Here is a 24,361-nt window from a genome sequence, read left to right on the forward strand (position 1 = left end):
TATTTTGGCGCTAATAAAAATACAATCACATTGCTACTATTTATTTTTATGATCACGACCAGCCATGCAAAAAGTATTTTTAAACGATAAGTTTGTTCCTAAATCAGAAGCCAGTATTTCGCCCATGGACAGGGGTTTTTTATTTGGAGACGGAATATACGAAGTTATACCCTGTTACGAGGGCAAGCCAGTGGGTTTGCAACTGCACTTCGAGCGCATGCGCCAAGGTCTAGCAGCACTGAAAATCAATTATTCCTTGGATAGTGCAGAATGGCTGCCTCGTATTCAAACCTTGATTTCGCCTTTTGGTGGTGAAGCCAGTGTGTACCTTCATGTGTCCAGAGGAGCAGATGACAAGCGCTTTCATGCGTATCCCAAGGATGTGTCACCGACAGTGTTTGCCTATGCTTTCCCTATCGCGCCTTCACAAGCGCTTGATAAAAACACAGCCAAAGTGTTCAAAGTCAACACACTGGAAGATCTGCGCTGGAAACGTTGTCATATTAAATCAACATCGCTGTTGGGCAATGTAATGCACTTCCAGCAAGGACAAGACGCAGGCGTAGATGAAGTCCTGTTGTACAACCAAAACAAAGAGTTAACCGAAGCTGCTGCATGTAATTTATACCTAGTAAAAAACAATGTTGTCGCTACGCCGCCCTTGGACTCGCAAATTTTACCCGGTATTACCCGACATATACTTTTACATGCGCTAAAGACTTCAGGTGTGCTCACAGTTGAAGAGCGTATTGTTCATTTAAACGAACTATTGGAAGCCGATGAAGTATGGATTTCCAGTTCAAGCAAAGAATTAGCTCCTGTGGTGGAGGTGGATGGTCGCACCATTGGTGACGGGCGACCCGGAGATGCGTGGCTACTTGCACAAAAAGCTTACAATGATTACAAGTTTGAATTGTAAGCGTTTTGAATATTAATTTTCGGGGTAGATACCTGTATTGATACAATCAATCGTCAACTAATCATCAGGGTTTTGATCACAGTCTTCTTTCGTGCACTCCCCGTACAAATATAGGCTGTGATTAGTTAGTTTAATGTTATTCGCGCTAGCAATGGCATCTTGACGCTGTTCAATGATTTCGTCTTCAAACTCGATAACTTTTCCGCACGTTAAGCACACCAAATGATCGTGGTGGGCTTTTTGGCTGATTTCGAAGACAGATTTTCCACCCTCAAAATGGTGACGATTGAGTATACCAACATCATCAAACTGGTTGAGCACGCGATAGACTGTGGCCAAACCAATTTCTTCGTCCATATCGATGAGTTTTTTGTAAACTTCTTCTGCACTTATATGCTGATTTTCGGGCTCTTGAAGAATTTCCAATATTTTCAATCGAGGTAAGGTAACTTTTAGGCCGGCTTTTTTTAATTCTTTATTTTGGTCCATGGGCTTCCTAATGCAATTAACTCGCTATCTATAGCTATTAGCAGGAAAGATCTTTTGCACTGCTTGATTCAATACTGCGCATTATAGGTAAGATTTAAAGATTTAGCACCATTTGCCGTCAATATTATTTAGAACCAATATTTTTAAGTCATCTCTAGAATCAAATGCAATTGACCGTCGTTAAAAAAATGGTAATAGGTTTTGCATTGTTAGCGTTTTTATTAGTGTTAACGAGCGCCTTGTCATACCGAGGATTAACAGACATCAGGACGTCCGCACAATCGGTAGCCTATAACAAACTACCCGTTCAACAACTCGTATCCAAATTGAACATCGACATATTGCGTTTGGGCAGCTTAACTACCAATGCATATTATGAATTCAATGAAATACGTTTTTCTCAGCTTCGAGCACAATTTGTCCAAGACAACGAAGCATATCAAGGATCGCTAAACAAACTAGAAAATCGACCTGATGACATCTACCTAGACAGTCTCAATCAAATTTTGGCTGCCTCTGCACGCTACCAGTCGCATAGTAAGGCTATGTTACTTGCTGTATCAGACAAAATTAACACTAAAGCAGCGTTGCAAGCAGCAGGTGAACAAGCTTTAAATCACGCCGATGAGGCCAGTGCGCTGATGCTAGACATCAGTTATCTGGAGGATGATTCAGCTGAAATGGAAACTCTAATAGGGATGACCACGACCATAGAAAACAAACTTGGCTTAATGCTTTCTTTAATCAAGGAGCTCATTGGTGCCAACAAAAGCGAAAGTGCAGAACAAATTATCGCTGACATTGAATATAACTTAAGCAATGTAAAAGTAGACGCAGATTATGCCGAGCGCTTGCTTGCTAACATTGAAGATGATGGTATTTTTTCGATGTACAAGGCAGAGTTTTCAAACTTGATGACGCTTTTGAATGCTGAACAGGGGGTCTTCGCTCTCAAGCGAAATCTGCTCTTGTCAGAGAGCAAAGCATTTGAGGCTCGTAGCGCTGCAGACGAAGCGCTCAACGAAGCAATATTGCATTTATCGGCACTTTCCAAAGATATGGAACAAGGTGTACTCGAAGGACAAGAGAATATTCTGCATGTTGTTAGCAACAATGTACTTAAAAGCGCAGTGGCCTCCCTTGCGGGGATCATTGCAACGGTTTTACTGGCCTATATCGCGACAAGGAGCATAGTAAAACCGCTAGCAAAGGTAAATGCTAAACTCAGGCTAGTGAGTCAGGGAGATCTCACGCAAACACTGTATGATGAAGGAACCGACGAGTTTTCTGCGCTTGCCAAGAACATCAACCAGTTGATTGATTCGCTGCATGATTTGGTCAGCGGCATAAATGAAAAAGAGCAAGATCTGCGCGCAATGATGAGTAATAGTATTGAAATAGGCGACCAATCTTTGCAGCAAGTGTCGGCACAACAAGAGAAAATTCAAAGTAGCGCAACACTCACGCAAGAAATTCGTGAGCGCAGTACCCACAATTTAAATCAAATATTAGATGCCGACGCGAAAATTGAGGAAGTGATTGCTAAAAGTGATGAAGCTGTACATCTTGTGAATGAAAGTAATCAGCAGGTTATTCGGCGAGTGGAGCAAAGCAGGGCCTCTGCCCAAATAGTTAATCGTTTGGGGGAGAACACGCATAAGATTGCTGGCATATTAGACGTGATTAAAAACATTGCTGAACAAACAAACTTACTTGCCTTAAATGCAGCCATAGAGGCGGCTAGAGCCGGAGAGCAAGGACGAGGTTTTGCGGTAGTTGCAGATGAAGTACGTACCTTGGCAACTAAGACGCAAGGTTCGACGAAAGAAATAGAAGCGATGATGTTGAATTTACAAGACGATGCATCAACAGCAATTAGCGCCATGGAAGAAGGTGCGAGGCAGGCCGAAACGGGGATGGAAAGCACAACCAAAGTGACGGAGCAGATACAAAGTATTAAAGCACTCATTAATGATCTTGCATTAGTCAATCAAAACGTTGTTGCAGACACCAAAAGTCAATATGGTTTACTGGACGAAATTGGGCAAGGTTTAGACGCAGTGGTTGCATTGAGCAATCAAAGTGCAGACAGCACTGAGCAATCTAACACGGCAATGCATGAAATGAACCGGCAAGTGGAGGCCTTGAACAAAGCAGTGGCACGCTTTGTACTGCGCTGATCAACAAACTTCACAAAGTTTGTACAAGTATTCGCCTGTAAGTCGCTTAAATAGTATAATCTCAATTTGTGGTTAAAAATCAATTAGCTGTAGGGCATAGATTGAGCGCATTGCCAACACACATCGGTCAATACGAAATAATTGAGCTTATTCATATTGGCGAACGCGAGCGAATATTTAAAGCACGCCCTTGTGCGGGCAGTGCGGCATTTGGTCACTATGAGTTTGTTGCTATTAAGCAAGCCAAGACTTCAAATGATGCCCATAGCAATAGTACGATGACTTTACAGGTCGATGCACTCAAGCAAGTGCAAAGCACGGATGCTTCCAAGCACTTTATCAAACTTATCGATGAGGGTAGGGATGATAACCAAGTGGCATTTTTTGTCATGCCTTTCTATCAACATACACTCACTCAGTATCTGCAAAAGGCAGACGCGCCGGTTGATGCTGAATTGTTACTAAAATGGTTAGTGGGGTTGTGCAATGCACTAAGCACATTGCATAAAAAGGCGATGCGGCATGGCGATATAAAACCCGACAACTTATTTGTGGATGATGACTGCACTATACTTGTTGGGGATTTAGGCTCAGCAAGCAAAAGCGATACTAATGGAAAAAAAGCCGACACCAAAGCGTATGGCTCGCCTTCATATAGTAGCCCAGAGGTATTATCTCACCAAAAATGGCCGTCCAAAGAAGACGATTTTTATAGCATGGGGAAGACGGCTGAATACGTTGTTAATGCTAAAAAAATCAATATTCCTACTGAGTTTCATCAATTTATTAATAGGCTAGTTGACGAAAACCTAGACACTCGATTGCGTGAAGCAGACAAGATTTTGTCGGCGCTTGAAACAGTATCTCTACATTTACAGCAAAGCCGAACGCAAGTGTTATCAAATGACTGGCTTATTGCGACTTACCAGGATTTGTATCAAGCTATTCGAGCGCAGTTATTGACTGAGGGGGTATTGTTTCCTGCGGATGAAAAACGCTTGCTTTTGCGGCATCTACCGGCGTCAGAAAACAAAGAAAATCATCAGGTATACACATCACTAGTCGATTGTGCTTATGCCCACTTGCAAGAAGATGAATCAACGAGAGATTGGTTGATTTGGTGTAAAGTTCTTCATGAACACTTGCAGCAACAGCAGTATCAGTTAAACGAGCAAGCACTTTTGCGTTTGCAACAAGAAGGGGTAGTGCAAACGCAGCGCAGTCCTGTGTTTATCGAATCCTATCTGCGAAAACATATCAATGTATCTAAGTCGAAGCGAAGAATATGGCTATGGGTTGCTTGTTTATTTTTCGGCATTGCAAGTTTCTATTTCTTTTCGCAAAGTAAGCAGGATAGCTTACCATTGTCTGAGTCAGAGGCTCACTCCCGCGAGACAGTGATTAGCCCTATCGATAATACGGCTGTTCCTTTGGCAACTGACAAAATCATGAATGGACAAGCTACAACACAATCGCAGTCTAGTACAAAATCTGACCGAATCATAGTGCCTAAAACCTTACCAGTCGGAGAGTCAACACACTCTTCTCAATCAGTTGCTACCCAAACAATTTTTAGCAAACGTCTGTATCCCAATAACGATAAAAATAGCCCACTATATATTGACATGATCAAGATAAATGGCGAACAAGGAACGCTATGGGTCATGCAAAATGAGGTATCTCGTACTTTGTATGAGGCCTGTGTAAAAGCTGGGAAGTGCCGCAAAAACAAGCGCTTTAGTACGCTTTCTGACGACCCAGCCGTGCTCGAAAAACTGCCGGTCACGCAAGTCAGCTGGCACGATATTGTTGAAGATTTTATTCCTTACGCCAATCATGTGTATGGCGCAGAATTCACCTTGCCGTCACTCGCGCAGTGGCAATTATTTTCGAATTCTGCGCAAGGTTTATCCGATACACCAAGACTTGAAAAAATGCATTGTAAAGACTGCAACAGTTTTTTGTCTCGCCAATTTCAAAGCCGATCAATGCCTGTTGATGCATTGCCTATGGCCACTAACAAATTGAGACATGTGTGGGGTAATGTGCAGGAGTGGCTGTCTGATTGCCCTTCAACAGAGACAGGGGAAGCACTTTGTTATCAAGCGCTGGTAGTGGGAGGTTCATGGATGCACAAAGAAAGTGATATACTTACGGGCTCTATCGATAGCTTGCAAAAAAGAGCTCGCTCAATAAACACAGGGTTTAGGTTAGTTGAAAGCGAAAAATAATAATAAGGTTTTGCGCACTGCATTCGAATTTATCGGCAAATTCAGCATTGTTTATTTTGTGTTTGCGTTCGGCATAGTCTACGCCAAACCACATCACATTGTGGTCCAGGCGAACCATGGTAAAGACATTAGCTTACCTCATGAGATTGATCTTGGCATAAAAACGCGTATAGAAGATCAATTTCGCAAGCAATTACACCAAGTATTGTCACTTAGTGATGAAAACAGGGATCAGCCGCTATCTTTCGATGATTTGGTGTCGCGCTATCCTAGTCTGGATGCCGTTATTCAATATTCCTTAACAAAACAAGACACCGAACAGCTATCTATTTCTGCCTTAGATCCTTATGCACATAGCAAGCTTTTTAGTATATCTCTTCCCTTGTTGCATGAAGACTCAAGCTCTGCAGAAAATACACCTTACACACCCTTGCTCAGTTTAGCTGACGATATCGGCCAAGCGGCGGCCCTAAAACTCGTCACTCATCAGCAGCTTATCCAGCTTAATTTGTCACTGGAAGGCTTCAAAATAGATGAACTAGTACCACTTACTACTTATCTGCTGTCACTGAGTAAGCAAAATCAAGTCAAGCTCATTGAAACAGTGCAAGTGCCGGGTAAATTATCTAGTTTGTTCCCAGTTGTTAGCACGCGATATGCTATTACCACTGACATGTCGGTGAGTCAGTTACACAATGAACTACTCAGGTTTTGGCAATTATTGGAAATCGACGTTGATTTGACTTATTCCCGCGTCAAAGCAGAACTGGTACTGCTGCGCACTAACAATCCTTACACCCCTTCAGTGGTGAGTACGACATTGGGAATGTTGGTTATTTTAGTCATTTTTCATTTGTTTATTCGGCGTTACTACTTTCATCATCAATTGGAAATGTTGGCAAATGGAAAGCGTGCCGACGAATGGTTAGACACCTACGCGCGAGCAGATAAACCTTGGCTTCGTTTGGGAGAAAAATGGCAAAGTCAGCTCAATTATTGGCAACAGATAAAGCGCGAGTCCGCGCAACTTGAAAAGCAAGCGAAGACGCTTTTTGACGCCGGAGATGTCACCTCATCCAAACTCTTCATTAGTAAAGCCTTGAATATCAATACTAACGCACCGGTTGCTACAAAGCTGATGCTTGCAGTCGAGAATTTTGAAAAGGATAGCAAGCAACTCTCTGACAAAGAACAATGGATACGCAACAAAGTGGCGAAGGCCATGAGCAACTATCGCAACAATCAGGTGTTTAAGGCGCTCAGGCAAGCTTATCAAGCAGAAGAATCTGCCAAACAAGATAAACAATTGAAAAAACAACTCAAAGCGATTCGAAAATTAATTAACCGAATCAATAATGAACTGTCTCCTGAACTTGAACGCATCAGTATTGTGCAGACCGCGAGCTCACAGGAACTAAGTGTGGGTTGCGAATCATGCTTAATGATTGGGCGTGAAAATGTCGATTTTGTGCCGCCAGATAGTGATACAGGTGCCATTCTCATTAATCACAAAGGCTTATCTAGGGTAGGGCGGCATGCGAAAATTTCTGCCAGCCAAGCCGGTTTTTTTATCGAGGATTTAGGCAGTGCCAATGGTATTTATGTTGATGATCGTCGATTGGAAAAAGGGCTGGCACATAAACTGTCTTCAGGTGAACAACTCACTCTTGGCGCTGAATCAAAATTGGCAGCAGTATGTTTTCAAGTTGATATCGGCAAAACACAAGGCTTACTGCAATTGAACAGCGATAACGCCTTAAAAAACAAATTACCCCTAAACGAGCTGGCAAATATTTGGCCTGACTATGTGCAAGCGATTCGCAAGAATATATGTTTAATGCGTCAGCATAGCTACCTATACTTGGATAAAAAAAGTGGTGAGTTATTGCTGTCTGATCGTGTTGTTGACGACAAAAAGATAAAAAAAGGCATGCCAGAACGTATAGCGTTGGCTAGGATTGAGCTAGGTGAATCATCCACTATTTCCCCTTTATTTTCAGATGCGGTTGTTGCAGAAAATGGTGCAGATGTTGTCGAGGTTAATGGCCACAAGCTGTTGGGCAAAATGCCACTTATTTTGCCAATAGAACTGCGTATAGCTGATCAGCTAATCTCCATTACGGCTAGCCCTTCTAAGGTATCAGCCGAAATGGACATGAGTATCGCTCGGCTACTAAAGTATTAATATATGCTGACACTTGATAACAAAAGTTACCTCAGGCACTTATCGATTAGCGAAAGTTTGTTGGATGACGTTTCGTTGTTGTCGGACGTGTATTTACAACGTAATCCAGACATAAAAAAATACGCTAAACGTTCGACAGATGAGATATTGAGACATCTTGTTTCTCGCCACTACAACAATATCTCATGGGAATTGGCTCATTTACTTTGGGCGCTTGTGCAATGCGAATGTCAAACAAGAGCAAGGCAATCGACTTCGGCCATCATAGATTTTTTTTGGTTGAATGAAGCGATTTACCCTAAAAATGCGCAGGATTGGTTTACGACAAATACGGCAAGAATCGAGATACCCGATAGCGCCTTAACGCTGCGTGATCAAGCTTTGGTGATTCAGATCAGGCAACATCAATTCACTATCAAATTGAGCCGGATTAATGTCTTGTCATGTCTGGTGGAATTTATACTGAATATTACACCTGATACCATTGAACAATGGCAAGACAAGCTCTGGCAGCAAGGGGTAAATGCCATACGTCAGGTCAGCAGTGATATTCAACAAAGACTGTATCACTACTTGAATGAACATTTACCTCCGGTTCGCTTAGCAAAAAAATATGCCTTTTTTTCGTCTCATCATCTCGATGCGAATAATTTGAGTCGAGAGGACTTTATCAAACTTTGGATTGAAGCAAAACCAATCGAGGGACTGGGTAAACTAAGTAGCTTATTCGAGAGTTTGCTCAACTGGCAATTTGCACAAAGTCATGCAAGTGATAGCGAGGGACACTTTGAGCAAGCAGCTGTTCATGCGCCTGAAAGTGAAGACTTGGATTCGCAATTTAGTGAGAGCGTATTTAAGGCTTTGTCTTCATTAACCGAGACTGAGCTGGATCTACCATCTTTTGCTTGTGCGCCTAAACTGCTGAGTAAAATACAGGTAGACAAACTGTCGATGTTAGGACAGTTCCCTCAACAAAGTGTAAAAAGCATCGCATTATTCTTTGTGGTTTGGTCCTTTTCTCCCATTCAACTAAGCTTAATTCAAGCCTCGCGCAATAATTCAACTAAACGTGTTAGTGATAATGATATATTGGATAAAGTAGAGCAGCTCGACACATATCAAACACACCGTTCGTTTTTGCGCGCATTGTTTTTATTAAACGAACAGACGATGATGGCGTGTTGGCAGATAATTCGCTTGAATTTTGCAAATGATGCGATCAATGCGTTTTGTTTAGTCAATGATTGGTTAAATCAATTTTCCAAAGCCTTTAATAAGGAATACGGAGCGATCGCCGAGAGTGATAGTCAATGTTATACAGATAAGATATCAATGGCCTTAATCGAGCAGGTGTTGCCAGAATTTATAGAGAAATGCGAAAGGGCTTTAAAGAAAAATAAACGCCTTGGCTTTACGCCCGATAGCCTTCTTAGTGAAGGCGAGGTATATATACAAGCCATTGATAAACTTAATCAACTCAATCAATTAATTGGTCGTTGTGAAAAAAATATCAATAAAGAATTTTATGATGAAGCCCTTACCGAAGAAAATTATTTGGCTGACCGTTTCATAATCACAAATGAGTTAGTGCAGAGGTATGTCAAATGAAAGGTTTAGCTGAGGGTATATATACTGCGACCGAGCAGTATCGCTTTTTAAGTCAACACAGCCAAGTGAGAAAGGTTGAGAACAAGCTAAGTGTGTCGCATATTATGGACATCGTTTTGCAGCCCAATAATGAATTAAATAAAACGCGTATGGCTATAGTGAATAGCGATTTGACTTATCGCCGTACCTACAGACGGTTTCTTGAACACATGCAGGGTCTGTATTCACCTCGGCTAGCTGCTGCCGCGAGCGACGACGCTATCCTGACAAGGGAAACAGATGCGTTTAGCCTTGCCATGCTGAGGTCAGAAGATCTGCACAGTGCAGATATTCAAATTGTTTTGTCATTATCCAAACCTTTGACGGCAGAAAAAAGCGAGGCCAATATCCACTGCTTTTATCAAGACAGTATCCTTCCACTTGCGCTTGAAAAAGTGGATAGCCTGCAATATGCAACTAATATATCCAGTAGAGACGCGATTTTTATGGCCTTGAGTCACAATGATTGCGAGATATTTATTTGTTAGGAGTGGCTTATTCAACTTTACCATGTATTTATCGCGACCACTCAAGGTCTGGTAAAAATACAACAAATCATACCGATTCAAGCACCGGCTTCGTCTTTAGTGACACTTACAGGTACTGCGACTAAGGCTGGTATATCATCTCGCTACGAGAGTTTTGTAAATATCGATACAGGCTTGATTAACAAATACATCGATGGCTTTTCAGCAAGGCATGTGTCTTCGCGAGATGCTGGTCACATCCCTCTGCTGTCATATAAAATGGTAGTCGAAAAGGATATTCATCAAGGGGAGTCTTGGCAGCTTGCTGCTTGTCTAGCACATGTGCTCTATGAGCAAGGGCGGCTCTGCGAGTATGACGTTGAGGACGGAGATACCGTATTTATCGCCACGGGGATGGTTGATCCGGTGAGTTTATCCGTTAATGCCATTAGCTTTTTGCCACAAAAAGCATTACGCGCAAGTCGAGCACTGGCGGAGTGGCGGGATAAGCATTGCGAAGTCCGGTTTTTTGTACCGAATGCTAATTATCGACAACCCTTACCAGATGTTCCTTTTGAATTCTCGCCAGTGAGCGAGCTTCGGGACTTATTTGAGGCTTTGTATTCATACGGTTTACAAGCGCCACTGCTATCTGATGATTTACGGCACACCGAATACTCCTCGCATGTTTTTACCAAGCCCTTGCATGCTCAGGCCAAAACTATGAACGCCAAGCTGGAAAATGTTGTCGGGTATACAGACTCAAAAACGGGATACTACGAAGTCGACAATCAATATGACGACAATTCCCAGCCAATTAAAATAAGATTGGCAGCGAGCTTCAATAAGCCGGTATTACTGTTTAGTTTGTTGTTTGTTTTGTTCGTATTGTTTGGCCTTAGCTTGTTAAACCATCGCACAACACAGTTACTTGAGTATCGAGTTGGCATCCAAGGTTGCAGCGATGCGGTGGCAAAACATTACGACATAAAGCATGATATCAGCACTACGCTGCCTACTGTTCCCCTAAAAGGTCTATGTGCCCTGCAATTAAGCATCGACAGTCAATACAAAAGTGCATGGTTACTTGCCGAGTCAGGCGCTTTGATTTCGCTGTCGAAATTGTCCAATGGTCATTGGAATGTTCCCTTGCCAAGTTGGCAAAATAGTACTCGTCGTTATACTTTGTTGCTAAGTAAACAAAATTTAGATGCCGCTGATTTTCAAAGCTTCAGTGCCTATGTTGCAAGTAAGCCATCAGATCAAGCAATGGAAAAATTGGGGCAACAGTGGTTTGCTAAGCAGAACTACTCGTTAAGGTATTTTACGCACACCCTTGTTTTGTAAAAAATAAAAAATTTTTTCATCCCTCGACATAAAAAACTGGCAAAGTGTTTCATAACCCTGAATGTAAGTTAGTTGAACCTTGGTATCGCTATTGTAGCTTGGGGTTTTCAGCTAATGCAGATTCGAAAACTAATAAGGGTTTTAGGCATGAAACAGGCATTATTGATCGGTTTAATTGCATTATTAAGTGCATGTGGCGCGACACAAACAACTCCCATTCAAATAAAGAGTAATCACCAAGCTCTGCAAAGAATTGATATGCAATGTAGTGACTTAGTCTTGGCAAGAGAAGAACAAAGTGCAGGGCAATCAAGCAATGGATATTTTTACGGGATAGCACAAAATGCTGAAGCGTGCATACAGGGTATTCGCTTTTCACCCAAGCATCCTGACAATACGCTAGCCATGCAGTTGCAAGCTTTGGCAGTCACAAATTATGTAAAAAGTGGGGATATTAGCCTTGCTGTAGAAGCCTTCGATGCATTTAGAGCGACGTTTCCCATGCAAGATCTGGTTTTCTCAGACTTTACGTCATTTGTGGATACAGCAACAGCGCTACTAGAAAAAGACAGACTATCCGCACATCAGCTCGCAATGTTAAACATCAACGACAATTTACGCGCCGAAATTCAGCGTCAAAAAATGTGGTTACGCAAATAAGGAGACAAGTAAATGACAACTATTCAGCTTACCCGCTTAAAAAAAATGAGACCGTTTACCGCTAGATTGTGCCTTCTGAGCTTGCTCGCAAGTGTTACTTATTCATCAAGTATTTTGGCTAGTGACTGGGAGCCTGTTGCAGTCGAATCGTTGATCGAACTGCCAGTAACCTTGATCGAAAAGCGCATTCAACAAGATTTCAATATGTCACCACTTGCCTCCGAGTTGAATGAAATTGAACTGGATATGGCAACAAAAGGAGAAAAGATAAAGTCTTTTCAAAATGTTATTGCAGGGGCTAAAGACAAGGAAATGTTCGATGAAAAAGTTGCACTTGTTAAATTAAAATCTGATTTTTTGGATGCGATGCAATCGGGTCAACAATTACGACAAAACGCTTTGGCGAAAAGAATAGACTTATATCAAGATGTATTGGAAAAACTCTATTCGCAAGAGAGTACAGAGCAAGCTTCAATGACGTACAAAATCAAACAGCAGCAAGATGCTGCGCGTGCCCGCATGGAAAAAGTGATGGCGCAAGTTGATACTGCCATTGCACAGAGCGGGTTTGCTAACCGTACTCCTTATGCTGACGATTTCGCAAAAAATCTGGCAAAAATTGACCAACTGCGAGAAGCAATCAATGCACACAAAGCAAATTTATCCCCAACTGTCGATGGTGTAGCAGTGTCGACGGAAGAATACGTGCGCCAACTTCTTATGCAGGCGGCGTCAGAGCAGTCTTTACTAGACCAAGAGGGATTGATGTTGAGTTATATGTCGAGGCTAGTCGCTCTTGATGCACAGTCATTGGAATACGCGATTAACCTTGAGAATGAAGACGAGGCAGGCAGTGTTAAGCAGTCGACAACGCCAGCAAATTCAGTCGATTTATTTTTATAAGCTATCTATTTTTGGAGAACGCTATGAGACATTTTCTGCAAGTTTTACTTTGTTCTGTATGTTTATTTTCAAGCTTTACCACCTTTGCGGCAGACAAGCTACTTAGTTTAAAAAACCTAGAGCGCCAGCGCGCGCACCTTATCCAGGATATGTTATCTACTCGCCATGCTCCAGAAGCCAAACAAAAAAGGCTCATACAAGGGCAGCGACAGTTGATCGATATGGAACGAATGGTGATCCGTGATGAGCGATTAAGTCAACAGAATGAGCAACTGGTACGTCGTGCGTTTTCAGATTTTGAAATGACATTTTTGGTGCATGCGAGTGCGGAAAAAAACAAACAGCCGATGCAACACTGGTTGGATAGCGTAGGGTTTTCTAGCCAAGCTATTTTGACTGCACAGCCAGGGTTTAGAAAATGATGACATTTGCAGGCAAGCGTTTCGCCCCTCTGGTAACGAAGGGCTTGTCGACTATGTATTGGCTATTTGGTGGGCTAATTGTTGTTGGTGCAATGATTAGTTTTGTGGCTGATATGAGTTTGGCAGACATGCTCTTATGGGTAAATCAGCATTTCGGCAAAAGCTTTTCTGTTGCGTATTTAGTTTTGCTTAGTATTTCGGGGATTGCATTGTTTCATTTACACAAAAATGATAGCGATGTGAATAGAGAATACTGGCGTGAATATGGCCTGCAAGCCGCAAATGGTATATCAACCTTAGCGTTAACTTTTACCTTATTAGGTATCAGTTTGGGTATTGGTAGCTTATCAGAACAAACACTAACGCCCGAGAGTATTCAAGGCATTATTGGTGAATTGACGGCACAGTTTTCGATGGCGTTTATGACAACCGTAGTTGGTTTACCCAGCGCCGCATTGATTCGCGCATGGGTCGCTATTCGGTACACGAAACATATGGCGTAAAAAAAGCTTGCATAGATGCCATAGCAAGGTCTCTATAGCTAATTTAATAGGTACCTCAGCTTTAAAGCGATTAAAAGCGCAGCTTGATTTAGGAGAAGAAAGATGATGAATGCAAAAGTGTTATTTTTTGTGGTGGTACTATCTGCTGGCTTGTACTTAGCGAGCAAGTCATTATTTACAGAGAGGATGACAGCAAGGTTCACTGACGTAAGCCCTTGGGGCAATCGAGTAGAAAAAAACGTGTCACAAGATAGCCACAATAGCCAAGATCTTAAATTCATGTTAACTCAAGTGGAGGCAAAACTTGAGATCTTGAATACAGATAATCAGGCGCTAAAGCAAGACATTGAGAGTTTAAAAACAAGCTTAGCGGTGCTCAGAAAAACCAAAGCATACAAACCCAGCAACAGTGATTCACAAGATGCTGTATACGGTGAACAGCCTAGTTTAGCTAAGCTGAGTCATGAGCTTAAAGAGAATAGCCATAAGCTTACAGAGAATAGCCATAAGCTTACAGAGAATAGTGCGCTTACCGCTACGGACGCACTTAAAACAAATACCGAAACGAAAATAGAGGACGGCAGTAATACGATTGTCGCGCCAGAAGCATCGGCTATTACAGTCAATAACAATACAGATGAAGATGACAGGGCAAAACGTTTGCAACAACTGGCGCAGCTTCGAGATTTGTCGACCAAGCGTCAACTAGCGGCAATCTCTATCGTGTCTCAGTAATGCGCAAACTCGATGTTAATTGATAGGCTGGATGGCAAAAATGACAAGGTATGGTGGATGCTGAGCACCGCTGTTGTTATTGTTGTGCTTATTCTTGACTCATTCTTTGTCGAGCCAAACTTACATCATCCTATTCATGAAGACCCGATTCATAAAGACAAGATAGAACACGAGGAAAACACACAGTCTTTAAAGAATACAGAGCAACATGAAAAGGCGACTGACTCTACAAGAGAGCCGCAGGCATTACACACAGAATGGGTAGCAGTGGCTATGCCCCCTTTGCCTGCAAGCAGCCAAAGTGTCGTTACCCGTATTGCCGGACAGCAAGCCGTTGATAACGAGATTTTGTCCCCAAGTGTAGTTGCAAAGCATGATCAAACGCCGATTCAAACTGAGCAACTAAAGAAGGCTTCAGCCCTAAATAATGACGCGTTAGCACATAACTACATGGCATCAATCTCGAAATTGAGCAAGAAGGGTTTTCAAATCAGAATGCCAAATTCAGCCTATGAACGAAAAAAAATTGGCAAATTTTTATATCAATGTGTGGGGGTTAAGCTCGCCAGTATAGAGCGCACACATGGTCAATCTGGTCTTGCTTATTTGGCAGAGCAACAACACAATCCAAGTAATGTTTTACGTAAAATTCAAGGGTATATATTTGACAATGAACGAGACTTACGCAAAATTTATGTAAGCAAAGGAGATTTAGTACGCGTCTATCCAGCTTGGTTTGATCTGGCACTTAGCCGTCACATTGCTCAAAACTTAGCAGGAGAGCCACTTACTGCCTTTTCAGCAGAGTATATTCTAGACAAGGGCTTATTACAGTTACGGGCTATATGGCTGAACAATAAAAAACTCGCTCAAATTTGGACACTTGCTAGGGCCTGTTGACCTTTGGTGTACAAGTTTTGTTCAATTATAGTCTGTCTGATCGCGGCGCAGACTTGCAGGCCTAATGGGTTAAGTCAAAAGGCTGCAACAAGGAGCAGATAGACTAGAATTGAACCCTTCTGGGCAGGGCTTGTGCTTCATTTCTACTGCTTTATCGCTCCTTGATGTAGAACAACTACACGACAGTCGCTCTGCATTGTATAAATGAAGCACAAACCGCTCCAAAATTGTGCACCAAAGGTCAACAGACCCTAGTCAATACGAGTTAGGATGTGTATAGCGCATTTGTCGCCAATCAATGAGTTAAAGGATAGTGTAGTGGATCAACGATTTCGTCGTGCAATCATCATCGCTTTTTTGCTGTTTTTTAGTTCGGCTTTGAGTTTACCTATTATTGCTTCAGAGCGATTGAGTGAAGACCAGCGATCAGCTATGTCGGGGACTAATCCAGTGCGTATAATATTGAGGGGGTTCAGCGCACAAGATATCAAAAGTATCGAGTCATTTTTAGTTCACCACAGTGCACATCAACATCATGCAGTGTTCGTGCGTTCATCGGCTGAAAGTGAGCTACATGTTGTCTTTGCCTCGGACCGAGATACCTTGCTATTTTTTATGGCTAAGATTCTTGCCAACTTACGTATTCATTTTCATCGTGCTGTCAATGACGAAAAGGTGATCTACACCCTTTTGCAGCGAGAAAAAGAGACAGCAGGCAAAATACCGCAGGGCGTATGGTAGAGGACGCCAAGAAAATATGGCGATACGCAGAGACATACATGTCCTAGAGCAAACCGTAAAGGAGTATAAGCACTACTAGTACAGGTTGGTGGAGTAAATAAATCATTAAACTATGTTGCCCCGGCCACACAAAGTACTTGGCGTTCTTATTGTTTTTAATAAATCCTAAAGGATCGTTTTTTAACCATTGACTGTACCCCAAGCATACACCCAGTAACACCATGCCGAACCACGGAAAGAATGCGACGTAATCATTTGTGTAGCTGGGTAAGTTGTCAAATAGTAGATGAAAGGGCCATCGCGTAGGAACCAGTTGAAATGCACCAACGGCAATAACCAAGGTGCCAAGAAGTGCACTCACTCGCGGATACCTTACAAAGGGCAGTGCCAGTACACTTGAGAGCGCTAAAAAATGTAGTACACCGAAAAATATCCAGTTTTCTCTGATGAAATAATAACTGCCGACGGATATAACTAGTGCACCAGCAGCGATTTGACTTGTTCGCACAATAAACTTGCGCCAATGTATTTGCTCTGAATATGCAAGCGACAAAGATACGCCGAGACACAAAAAAAACAGGCTCACGATAAGCCAGCGAAACTGCTGCCAAACGCCACCATCGGGCACATCCCAGCTGACGTAGCCAAACATTTTCAAGTCATAACAAAAATGAAAAACAACCATTAATAAAATGGCGAGCGAGCGCGCAAGGTCGATCGTGACTATTCTCATATTGATACGTGTTTCCTAGAGGTCGAGCGAGGTTCATACCTTTTCCACTATCCTACCGCTACAATTTGCTAAATTGTATATTTAACCTATTATTTTTTTGGTGATAACTGTTCTAGGGCTTGCAATTCACTAAACAAAGACATCAACAAAATTAAACACCAACGTAAAGAGGGTTAATGGTATGCAAGGTGCAATATTTACTGCTTTTTCCGATCTTGTGATTGAGCAACAGGGAATGGGTGCTTGGGATGAAATTTTAGACAATGTCCAACCTGCCTCTGGCGGAATTTACACTAGAGGTCAGCAGTATGACGACAATGAATTATTTGCTTTGGTGGGCGCCTTAGCAGAAAAAACGGGCTTACCCGCCACAGATTTAGTCAGAGCATTTGGAAAATTTTTGTTCGGAAAATTATACAGCAACATGCCACCAAATATTGAGCATATCAGCGACTTAAAAGAGTTTTTAATTTCCATAGACTCAGTTATTCACGTTGAAGTACAGCGTATTCACCCTGACGCATATTTACCCAAGTTTGAATACACTGAAACACCAGAAGGTGATCTCGTGATGTACTATGCCTCAAAGCGCAAACTATGCCACGCTGCGGAGGGATTGATTTTAGGGGCTGCAGAACAGTTTCAACGAAAGGTCACTATTTCTCACCCAGAATGTATGCATCAAGGTGATGAAAGGTGTAAGTTGATCATCAGCATCGAGGATTGAGTTTTGGGTGACGCAGTAAACTATGCGCGCGCTTACGAACGCGAAAGAAAAGCGCGCGAAATGGCAGAGCAGTTGTTGGATGATAAATCTCGAGAGTTGTACGCAAATGTCGTCGAGCTGAAAAAAACAGTCGATGTGTTAAAAAGTACACAAGCACAATTGGTTCAGTCTGAAAAAATGGCGTCGCTTGGCATACTCTCAGCAGGGGTGGCGCACGAAATCAATAATCCAATCGGGTTTTGTCTCAGTAATATCAACACGCTTAGCGAGTATTGCAAGGTGCTTCTGTCTTTGGACTCCGCGTTAATGGGCAATGACAAATCAGCCGAAGCGCGATTGTCTGATTATCAACAATTGCGTCGGGCAGAGGATATAGCATTTATTAAAGAAGACACACAAGAGTTATTGGATGACACGATTCACGGTTTAGAGCGAGTGCGCGACATTGTAGCAAACTTGCGAAAGCTGTCTCACAAAGGCACAGACGAGTTTGAAAAATGCGATATCAATGAGTGTATTCATGATTGCTTAAAAGCGACAGAAAACGAATTGAAATATAAAATGAAAGTAGAGTTGGTCTTAGGTGAATGCCCTATGATTAATGGCATGCCAAGCGAAATTAACCAAATTTTTATAAACTTGTTTATTAATGCCTGTCAAGCTTGTGAGCAAAAAGGTATTTTGCGAATTACCAGCTATGTAGCGCAAGACTTTGTGGTGGTCGAGGTGGCCGACAATGGTGTGGGGATCTCAGATGATAGCTTGAGCAAAATCTTTGATCCTTTTTATACCTCAAAGCCCGTGGGTGTGGGCACTGGCTTAGGCTTGTCTATTTCTCACGGTATTATGGATAAGCACAATGGTTCAATATCCGTTCAAAGCGCTGTGGGTAAGGGGACACGGTTTACCCTAAAATTTCCGTTAAGTACCTGAAACAGACCAAGCAACTAACTGAACTGAGTCGTTTTACTGACCGTGACTTCAATATATCGTCTTTAAAAAGCGCTGTCGACTAAGTGGAGCAGATGAATTACTATGACGATACTGAAACTCATACGCCTTAGTGCTTTTGGGGGGAGTAAAACCAAAGTGAGAACTCTATATTGCTAAGTTATCAGCACAAATATCATGCCGGTAATCATGCCGATGTATTTAAACACCTGGCTTTAATTGCTTTACTTTCAAAATTTAATCGTAAATCTAAACCGTATTTTTACCTCGATACGCATGCTGGAGCGGGGCAGTATGCTTTGTCTTCTCAAGGTGAACATCAAGATACGTACGCATTTACCCAACTCAGCTTTGAACACGCCTCTGAAGTTTTGCAAGGCTATAAAGCAATAATCGAACAATATAAGAATGCAAACAAATACCCGGGTTCACCAGCGCTAGCCATCAGTATGGCTAGAGAGCAGGATAAGTTTCATTTTAATGAGCTAGCGTCAGAGATTTATCGAGAGCTTAAGTATTTTGTGCATCGTGCTGGCAGTACCCATCAACGCAATGGTTTTGAGGTCTTAAAGGGGCTTATGCCACCTAAACCAAATCGTGGCATGGTACTCATCGATCCTCCGTATGAAAATGCAGATGAATACGACGAGGTCTCAAACGCTGTTGAGGATGCGCTTAAAAAATGGCCCAATGGCACCTTTGCTATTTGGTACCCTGTGCTCTCGTCTACGAGAGTGAACCGAAAAACCAAAGCACTAGAAAAAACGCCTAAGGCAGGGTTGGCCGAGAAGATGTTGCTCAATCTATCTCAGCGACTAGAACAACCAATATTAGTAGCGCAGTTTGGTTTCTGCAATGAAGACAGCAATATTGGCATGTATGCCTCCGGCCTTTGTATCGTTAATCCACCCTATGAATTGGACGAAACACTAAACACTATTTTGATGATCCTTGATAGTGAAGTCTCGGAAAACGGTGCTAAGGGCTCTCGTGTATATTGGTTAAATGAGCCTAAGTAGTGGCGCGCATAAATATTTAAGGGGATAGACAGTACATTGAAAGATATAAAATTAACCTCGTTATTTGACTTAGAAACCATAGAGCTTGGCTTGTATCGCGGTAATAGTTGGGATCTAGGGTTTCGCGCTTTGTATGGCGGTCAAGTTTTGGGACAGTCGGTCATTGCGGCCTATAAAACGGTGCCGGAAGACCGAGTCCTACACTCGTTTCATTCGTATTTTTTGTTGCCAGGAGAAGCTACCTTACCAGTCGTTTACGATGTGGAGAATGTCAGAGATGGGCGTAGTTTTTCGGCTCGTCGGATTAAGGCAATACAAAACGGACGAGTGATTTTTTATATGACAGCTTCATTTCAACTACCGGATGAATGTGAATTGTCACATCAGTTAGCTGAAATGCCCGAAACTCCACCTGCCGATACACTGCCAAATGATATTGATTTGTTCATTGCTAGCAATGCCAATATGCCGGTACATTTACGTAAACGCTTGGATTACCATCGAGCCATTGATATTCGTACAGTAGATGCTGCTAAGTCATTATCTGGCAGCAAGCAAACGCCGCTCAGAAAAATTTGGCTAAAGGCGAGGGAAGCACTGGCTCAAGACAATATTGCCTTGCATCAAGCCTCCTTGGCGTATGCTTCTGACTACCACTTTTTGAGTACGGCATTACAAGCGCACGGCATTTCACCGATGGACAAAAAACTCCGCATCGCGACTATTGATCATGCCATGTGGTTCCATCGTCCTTTTTCGTTCAATGATTGGAAACTCTATTCTTTAAAAAGTCCGTCTAGTGGAAATAGCCGAGCCTTGGTACAAGGTAAGGTGTTTGATTCGAATGGCGATTTGCTTGCGTCTTCTTCTCAAGAGGGGCTGATCCGTATTAAGTCAGACGAGTGAATCAGCGTATTCCCTTAGTTTAACTGTGCTTACAAAGAAAGCTATGCCTGAAAAGAAAAAGGCCCGGAACAAAATGTTCCAGGCTTAGGGGATTGGCTCATTGCTGAGCCGTGCGCTAACTTTTACATCCTATATTTGGGCTGCACGCCCAGTACATCGTCCTTTTAACACAGGGAGAAGTGTTAAAACCGAAAGGTATTCGAATAATCATAATAGCTCATAATGAATTAATTTTTAAAGTTATTTTTGAACAAAAGTGTAGATTTTCAGTACAAATTTTGTCGTTTAAATTATATACAAAGCAAAAAACTATATTATTCATTTATTTAGCAGTACAAATTTTCCACAAAAAATACATGGACTCACACAGCTAATTCACAACTTATCCACAGTTCGGCGTAATTTTTATTTGCGTATTGAGGTGTTTGATGGCTAACTTGCATGCGTTCAATGCAAAAACGGGTAAGAAATGTTACATAAAATTTGGTTGTCGTTTATTTTAAGTGCGTTTGTTGCAACGTGTTGGAGTGTCTTAGTAAACGGAGACTTAGGTAGTGTTGAAGAAGTCATGACAGCGGTAACCGACATGGCGCGAACCAGTGTCAATATTGCTATCGGATTAATTGGCTTGTTAGCGTTTTGGTTGGGTATTTTTAAAGTGGCGGAACATGCAGGTTTAGTCGCAAAGTTTTCTCGAGTTCTGGAACCATTTTTACGGCGTATAATGCCCGATATCCCCAAAGGCCATCCGGCAATTGGCAGTATTACTATGAATATGTCTGCGAATGTATTGGGCTTAGACAATGCCGCTACGCCGTTTGGTATCAAAGCCATGCAAGATATGCAAAGCTTGACGACGACAAAAGATACACTGACAAACTCCCAAATATTGTTTTTGGTACTCAATACTTCGTCGGTGACGCTTTTTCCTATTGCGGTATTTTTGTATCGCGCTGAACAAGGTGCGGCTTCGCCTACAGATGTTTTTATCCCGATAATACTCGCGACAAGTGCCTCTACCTTAGCGGGTTTGCTGGTCACTTGTGCGGTGCAACGCGTCAATCTGTTTAATAAAGTGGTGCTTACCTATTTAGTGGCTATTTTTAGCTTCTTAGCCGCAATTATTTTATATTTTTCAAATGTCGCTGCTGAAAAACTAGCCGCTCAGTCGAGTTTGATAGCCAATTCTGCTTTGTTTCTATTTATCGTTATAGTGTTAGTGGCGGGGTATCGAAAACAGAAAAATACCTACGAGCTATTTGTTGAGGGGGCAAAACAGGGCTTCGAGGTGGCTATTTCGATCATTCCTTATTTGTTAGCGATGTTGGTGGCTATCGCCATGTTGCGAGCAAGTGGTGTGATGGATTTTGTCACCGATGCTGTGGCATATCTTGTTACGGCTATTGGCTTTGATTCTCGCTTTGTTGATGCACTGCCAAACGCCTTAATGAAACCTTTGAGTGGTTCGGGTGCGCGGGCACTAATGATAGAAACGATGCAATATCACGGTGCAGATTCTTTCGCTGGTCGTTTGGCTTCGGTATTACAAGGCTCAACCGAAACAACGTTTTACGTATTGGCGGTGTATTTAGGGGCAGTCGGGATAAAACACAGTCGCTATGCCGTCGGTTGTTGTTTGGCCGCAGATGCGGCCGGTATTTTTACCGCAATAGCGGTGTCTTACTGGTTTTTTGGCTAAGCATTTTATATTCGCGACAAATGCCGAGAGTTACTGTCGAGTAAATACAATATCGTCTTGATTGTGAGGCGATACGGTAATGGTGTGATACTGACCGTCTTTTAAATCCGAAAAACGTAGGTTTGCATTGAATTCGTTGATGTAGTACTCAGAAGAACTGTGAGAACGGATATAAATCTTATTCATTGCCGGATCGACAAGATATAGGCCAATAGCATCACTTTTAAGTGTTGTTTTGGGCATATACTGATGTTCAGATATATAGTCACCTACCATTTGTTGTTTGCTTTCTTTGGGAATCTCAAGATCGTTTTTGCCAAACACAAATCGCATGCCTTGAGCGAAGCCGATAGGATTAACACCTGAATGTCCTGCGCCTTTGACGATATCATATCTAATGGATAAATTTTTATGGTCTTGTGCATTGAGGCTTTCAAACAAAGCATCATTTGATTTCATGCCATATAGCTCATATTCACCTCTGGCCGAGTAAAGCCTGACGGCGGGTACGTCCGTTTTAGCGAAGTGAGTTTTGATGAGCGTTTCTACCTCTCGGTTTTGCCACCAAAGGGAGGGAGATAACGCAACAATATTGTTAAACAAATCGGGCTCTTTTGTCATGACGTACAAGGCAAACAAACCGCTTAAGGAACTGCCGGTGATAGTGCGATTGCCGTTAGTTTTATAGTGCCCCTCGATAAAAGGAATAATTTCATTTTTTAGTACACGAATGAAAGTGTCGGCGCCACCCGAGGGCTTATGCGCAGGCGATTCTGAGGGCGTAAAATTTTGGAAACGCATCTGCTCGACGTTGATGTTTTCTCCAGCCCAAGTAATACCCACCGTCATCGCTTTCTCAATGGTGCCATCCCACGCATAGTTGCCGTGCGCACCTGACACTAAGGTGAAATGATATTGACCATCTAATATGTATATAACGGGAAACCCTGTCTCTGATTCTTGGTATCCAGAAGGAAAACGGACGATTAGGTGGTAATCCTGTTGTTGAATGTCAGAATGAAAAGATATTTCATGAGTCCAAGGTAGTACGTAGGGCTTGGATACGATTTTATCTTTATTGGTATTAGGCGTATCTACCGTATCTTGCGCATTGGTGCAAAAACACATGAGCGCTACCCATCCAGCTAAAAATACACGGAGCATATTCATTCCTCAGTAGATTAGTTTGTGGCTTTTGATTTAAAGCTACTTATCCCGAGTTCAGGTTACTTAATCTTAGGGAGCGATATTACTTGTGTAAATTAATGAAATGTAAATAAGTATGTGCTTATTTGTTGCCATGCGCTTTTCAACAGACGCAAGTACTCAGGGTTTGGCCACTAATGGGCTGATGTTGACCGCACGCAGCATTTTGCATAGATTCAGCAATGGCAATCCGATCAAACTATTTTGATCTTCGCCCTCTAATGATTCGAATAAATGCATGCCTAAGCCTTCTACTTTGAAGCTGCCTGCGCAGTCAAAAGGTTTTTCTAATTGTACGTAGTTCAAAATTTCAGAGTCGTCGAGCGCTCTGAATTTTACTGAAAATCGCGACACGCTTTTCTGTTGATGAAGTTGTTTATCAATGCTTGTGGTCAGATTGACGGGCGGTAGTAAACAAAGCCCAGTATAAAAATCGACACGTTTGTTGTTACAAAGCCTGAGTTGTTGATATGCTCGCTCAGCATTACCTGGTTTTGACAATAAGATTTGTTTGTCACTTTCTTGCAAGCAACAAACCTGATCTGAGGCGATGATAAAGTGATCGGGGTACTTGTCTTGGCAGGCTTGCGCTTTTTCGAAGCTAAGTCTTTTTGCAAGTTGTTCGGCTGATTCATGCTCTTTCGGGGATTCGTCAATATTTGGCGAGTGGCTGTCAAAAGCCAGCCCCAGCTGTGATAAAAGAGTTTTGCGATAAGGGGATGAAGAAGCTAATAAAATCTTATTGTTCAAACGTTAAATCCTTTGACTCGTGGCAGCTAAACCTATATTAT

Annotated in this window: 23 protein-coding genes; 19 read left to right on the plus strand and 4 right to left on the minus strand. The window is 42.2% G+C overall.

Annotated features, from left to right (window positions below; genetic code table 11):
• Window positions 1-64 precede the first annotated feature (64 nt).
• Window positions 65-919, plus strand: coding sequence for an aminotransferase class IV (locus ACFOHL_RS08050; RefSeq protein WP_376919710.1), 855 nt, complete (start codon window positions 65-67; stop codon window positions 917-919).
• Window positions 920-976: 57 nt separating this feature from the next.
• Here the strand turns inward: ACFOHL_RS08050 and fur are convergent, their stop codons facing one another.
• A complete protein-coding gene (gene fur / locus ACFOHL_RS08055; protein WP_376919711.1) occupies window positions 977-1,408 on the minus strand; it encodes a ferric iron uptake transcriptional regulator in 432 nt (143 codons plus the stop codon).
• Between the two features lie 164 nt (window positions 1,409-1,572).
• On the opposite strand from fur, the gene ACFOHL_RS08060 reads away from it, so the two are divergent.
• From ACFOHL_RS08060 to ACFOHL_RS08120, 13 genes are all read left to right on the plus strand, one after another.
• Window positions 1,573-3,588 carry a methyl-accepting chemotaxis protein gene (locus tag ACFOHL_RS08060; protein WP_376919712.1) on the plus strand — a complete coding sequence of 672 codons (2,016 nt, stop codon included), beginning with the start codon at window positions 1,573-1,575 and terminating at the stop codon, window positions 3,586-3,588.
• A gap of 68 nt (window positions 3,589-3,656) precedes the next feature.
• Window positions 3,657-5,819, plus strand: coding sequence for a protein kinase domain-containing protein (locus ACFOHL_RS08065; RefSeq protein ID WP_376919713.1), 2,163 nt, complete (start codon window positions 3,657-3,659; stop codon window positions 5,817-5,819).
• A 100-nt stretch (window positions 5,820-5,919) separates the two neighbouring features.
• The gene (locus tag ACFOHL_RS08070) at window positions 5,920-8,004 is read left to right on the plus strand and encodes an FHA domain-containing protein (RefSeq protein WP_376919714.1); all 2,085 of its coding nucleotides are present in this window, start codon (window positions 5,920-5,922) and stop codon (window positions 8,002-8,004) included.
• A gap of 3 nt (window positions 8,005-8,007) precedes the next feature.
• Entirely contained in the window at window positions 8,008-9,612 is a 1,605-nt protein-coding gene (locus tag ACFOHL_RS08075; protein WP_376919715.1) for a hypothetical protein, read from the plus strand.
• Window positions 9,609-10,139: a hypothetical protein gene (locus ACFOHL_RS08080; RefSeq protein WP_376919716.1), complete on the plus strand. Its 531-nt coding sequence runs from the start codon at window positions 9,609-9,611 to the stop codon at window positions 10,137-10,139. The genes ACFOHL_RS08075 and ACFOHL_RS08080 overlap by 4 nt, the downstream gene beginning before the upstream one ends.
• A 99-nt stretch (window positions 10,140-10,238) precedes the next feature.
• The gene (locus tag ACFOHL_RS08085; RefSeq protein WP_376919717.1) at window positions 10,239-11,465 is read left to right on the plus strand and encodes a hypothetical protein; all 1,227 of its coding nucleotides are present in this window, start codon (window positions 10,239-10,241) and stop codon (window positions 11,463-11,465) included.
• Between the two features lie 147 nt (window positions 11,466-11,612).
• Entirely contained in the window at window positions 11,613-12,125 is a 513-nt protein-coding gene (locus tag ACFOHL_RS08090) for a hypothetical protein (RefSeq protein ID WP_376919718.1), read from the plus strand.
• A gap of 12 nt (window positions 12,126-12,137) precedes the next feature.
• Window positions 12,138-13,028 carry a hypothetical protein gene (locus ACFOHL_RS08095; RefSeq protein WP_376919719.1) on the plus strand — a complete coding sequence of 297 codons (891 nt, stop codon included), beginning with the start codon at window positions 12,138-12,140 and terminating at the stop codon, window positions 13,026-13,028.
• Between the two features lie 23 nt (window positions 13,029-13,051).
• Complete coding sequence (locus ACFOHL_RS08100; RefSeq protein ID WP_376919720.1) at window positions 13,052-13,450, plus strand: hypothetical protein; 399 nt, start codon at window positions 13,052-13,054, stop codon at window positions 13,448-13,450.
• Window positions 13,447-13,953 (plus strand): hypothetical protein, encoded by a 507-nt coding sequence (locus ACFOHL_RS08105; protein WP_376919721.1) that lies wholly within the window; start codon window positions 13,447-13,449, stop codon window positions 13,951-13,953. Before ACFOHL_RS08100 ends, ACFOHL_RS08105 begins: the two co-directional genes overlap by 4 nt.
• Before the next feature lie 102 nt (window positions 13,954-14,055).
• Window positions 14,056-14,688 (plus strand): hypothetical protein, encoded by a 633-nt coding sequence (locus ACFOHL_RS08110; protein WP_376919722.1) that lies wholly within the window; start codon window positions 14,056-14,058, stop codon window positions 14,686-14,688.
• Window positions 14,689-14,700: 12 nt separating this feature from the next.
• On the plus strand, window positions 14,701-15,588 hold the full coding sequence (locus tag ACFOHL_RS08115; RefSeq protein WP_376919723.1) for a hypothetical protein: 888 nt from the start codon (window positions 14,701-14,703) through the stop codon (window positions 15,586-15,588).
• A 318-nt stretch (window positions 15,589-15,906) separates the two neighbouring features.
• On the plus strand, window positions 15,907-16,329 hold the full coding sequence (locus tag ACFOHL_RS08120; protein WP_376919724.1) for a hypothetical protein: 423 nt from the start codon (window positions 15,907-15,909) through the stop codon (window positions 16,327-16,329).
• A 43-nt stretch (window positions 16,330-16,372) separates the two neighbouring features.
• Here ACFOHL_RS08120 and ACFOHL_RS08125 read toward each other — a convergent pair whose 3' ends face one another.
• Window positions 16,373-17,062: a heparan-alpha-glucosaminide N-acetyltransferase gene (locus tag ACFOHL_RS08125; protein ID WP_376919725.1), complete on the minus strand. Its 690-nt coding sequence runs from the start codon at window positions 17,060-17,062 to the stop codon at window positions 16,373-16,375.
• Between the two features lie 181 nt (window positions 17,063-17,243).
• Between ACFOHL_RS08125 and ACFOHL_RS08130 the strand changes: the two genes are divergently transcribed.
• The 5 genes from ACFOHL_RS08130 (at window position 17,244) to ACFOHL_RS08150 (ending at window position 22,364) form a co-directional block, all read left to right on the plus strand.
• Entirely contained in the window at window positions 17,244-17,789 is a 546-nt protein-coding gene (locus ACFOHL_RS08130; RefSeq protein WP_376919726.1) for a heme NO-binding domain-containing protein, read from the plus strand.
• A gap of 3 nt (window positions 17,790-17,792) precedes the next feature.
• Window positions 17,793-18,722: a sensor histidine kinase gene (locus ACFOHL_RS08135; protein ID WP_376919727.1), complete on the plus strand. Its 930-nt coding sequence runs from the start codon at window positions 17,793-17,795 to the stop codon at window positions 18,720-18,722.
• A 170-nt stretch (window positions 18,723-18,892) separates the two neighbouring features.
• A complete protein-coding gene (locus tag ACFOHL_RS08140) occupies window positions 18,893-19,759 on the plus strand; it encodes a 23S rRNA (adenine(2030)-N(6))-methyltransferase RlmJ (protein WP_376919728.1) in 867 nt (288 codons plus the stop codon).
• Between the two features lie 36 nt (window positions 19,760-19,795).
• Window positions 19,796-20,665, plus strand: a complete 870-nt coding sequence (locus ACFOHL_RS08145; protein WP_376919729.1) for an acyl-CoA thioesterase — start codon at window positions 19,796-19,798, stop codon at window positions 20,663-20,665.
• 469 nt (window positions 20,666-21,134) lie between these two features.
• Window positions 21,135-22,364, plus strand: coding sequence for a nucleoside recognition domain-containing protein (locus ACFOHL_RS08150; RefSeq protein WP_376919730.1), 1,230 nt, complete (start codon window positions 21,135-21,137; stop codon window positions 22,362-22,364).
• 30 nt (window positions 22,365-22,394) lie between these two features.
• Here the strand turns inward: ACFOHL_RS08150 and ACFOHL_RS08155 are convergent, their stop codons facing one another.
• Together ACFOHL_RS08155 and ACFOHL_RS08160 are read right to left on the minus strand one after the other, a co-directional pair.
• A complete protein-coding gene (locus ACFOHL_RS08155; protein WP_376919731.1) occupies window positions 22,395-23,528 on the minus strand; it encodes an alpha/beta hydrolase in 1,134 nt (377 codons plus the stop codon).
• A 162-nt stretch (window positions 23,529-23,690) separates the two neighbouring features.
• Window positions 23,691-24,320, minus strand: a complete 630-nt coding sequence (locus tag ACFOHL_RS08160; RefSeq protein ID WP_376919732.1) for a Maf family protein — start codon at window positions 24,318-24,320, stop codon at window positions 23,691-23,693.
• Between the last annotated feature and the right edge of the window lie 41 nt (window positions 24,321-24,361).

Source organism: Agaribacter flavus (assembly GCF_042646125.1).
Classification (GTDB): Bacteria; Pseudomonadota; Gammaproteobacteria; order Enterobacterales; family Alteromonadaceae; genus Glaciecola; species Glaciecola flavus.